Raw genomic sequence first — 956 nt, 5'->3', positions numbered from 1 at the left:
ACCGTAGATTGGATGCTTTACACGACGCTCAATCATCACAGTGATTGACTTATCCATTTTGTTACTAACAACTTTACCATTTAAGGTACGAGCTGTGTTCTGTGCAGTATCAGTCATAATCATTCACCTGCCTTTTGCGTCAATACAGTTTTAATGCGTGCAATGTCGCGTCTATTCTGACGAAGTAAATGAGACTGATTCAACTGACCAGTAGACTTGCGTAGACGCAAGTTAAACTGCTCTTTAAGCAAACCAAGAAGATCCTGATTCAACTCGTCTACAGACTTACTTGTTAATTCACTTGCTTTCATTACATCACCGTCCTTTCAACAAAGGTTGTCGAAACAGGTAATTTTGCAGCTGCAAGAGCGAATGCTTCACGCGCCAGCTCTTCCGGCACACCTTCAATTTCGAATAAAACTCGACCTGGCTGAACCTGGGCAACCCAATATTCAACACTACCTTTACCTTTACCTTGACGAACTTCTAAAGGCTTTTGCGTAATCGGCTTGTCAGGAAAAATTCGGATCCAGATCTTACCACCACGCTTAACTTTTCGAGAGATCGTACGACGAGCCGCCTCAATCTGTCGTGCAGTAATACGCCCGCGATCGGTACACTTAAGACCATATTCGCCGAAGCTTATCTTTGCACCGCGCTGAGCCAGACCGCGGTTACGGCCTTTCTGCATTTTTCTAAATTTGGTACGTTTTGGTTGTAGCATTACTTGGCCCCTTACTTAGCAGCTTTCTTCTTGGTAGCTTTCTTCTCAGCACGTACCTGTTCGATACCACCCAGAATCTCGCCCTTGAAGATCCAAACTTTAACGCCAATAATGCCGTAAGTGGTATTTGCCTCATGCGTTGAGTAATCAACGTCTGCACGCAATGTATGTAGAGGCACACGACCTTCACGATACCATTCACTTCTAGCTATCTCAGCACCACCCAAACGAC

3 protein-coding genes and 1 pseudogene are annotated in these 956 nt (G+C 44.8%); all 4 read right to left on the bottom strand.

Annotation, left to right across the window (positions count from 1 at the left end; genetic code table 11):
• Positions 1 to 117 (bottom strand): 30S ribosomal protein S17 (gene rpsQ, locus A3729_RS18810; RefSeq protein ID WP_082882140.1); only part of this gene is annotated, 117 nt, incomplete at its 3' end.
• Positions 118 to 119: 2 nt separating this feature from the next.
• A complete protein-coding gene (gene rpmC / locus A3729_RS18805) occupies positions 120 to 311 on the bottom strand; it encodes a 50S ribosomal protein L29 (protein WP_068508532.1) in 192 nt (63 codons plus the stop codon).
• The gene (gene rplP / locus A3729_RS18800; RefSeq protein ID WP_068508522.1) at positions 311 to 724 is read right to left on the bottom strand and encodes a 50S ribosomal protein L16; all 414 of its coding nucleotides are present in this window, start codon (positions 722 to 724) and stop codon (positions 311 to 313) included. The genes rpmC and rplP overlap by 1 nt, the downstream gene beginning before the upstream one ends.
• 11 nt (positions 725 to 735) lie before the next feature.
• Positions 736 to 956 (bottom strand): annotated as a pseudogene (locus A3729_RS18795) (30S ribosomal protein S3); the annotation flags it as partial.

The sequence above is a fragment of the Oleiphilus sp. HI0043 genome, assembly GCF_001634935.1.
This window is presented reverse-complemented; position numbering and strand designations above follow the sequence as displayed.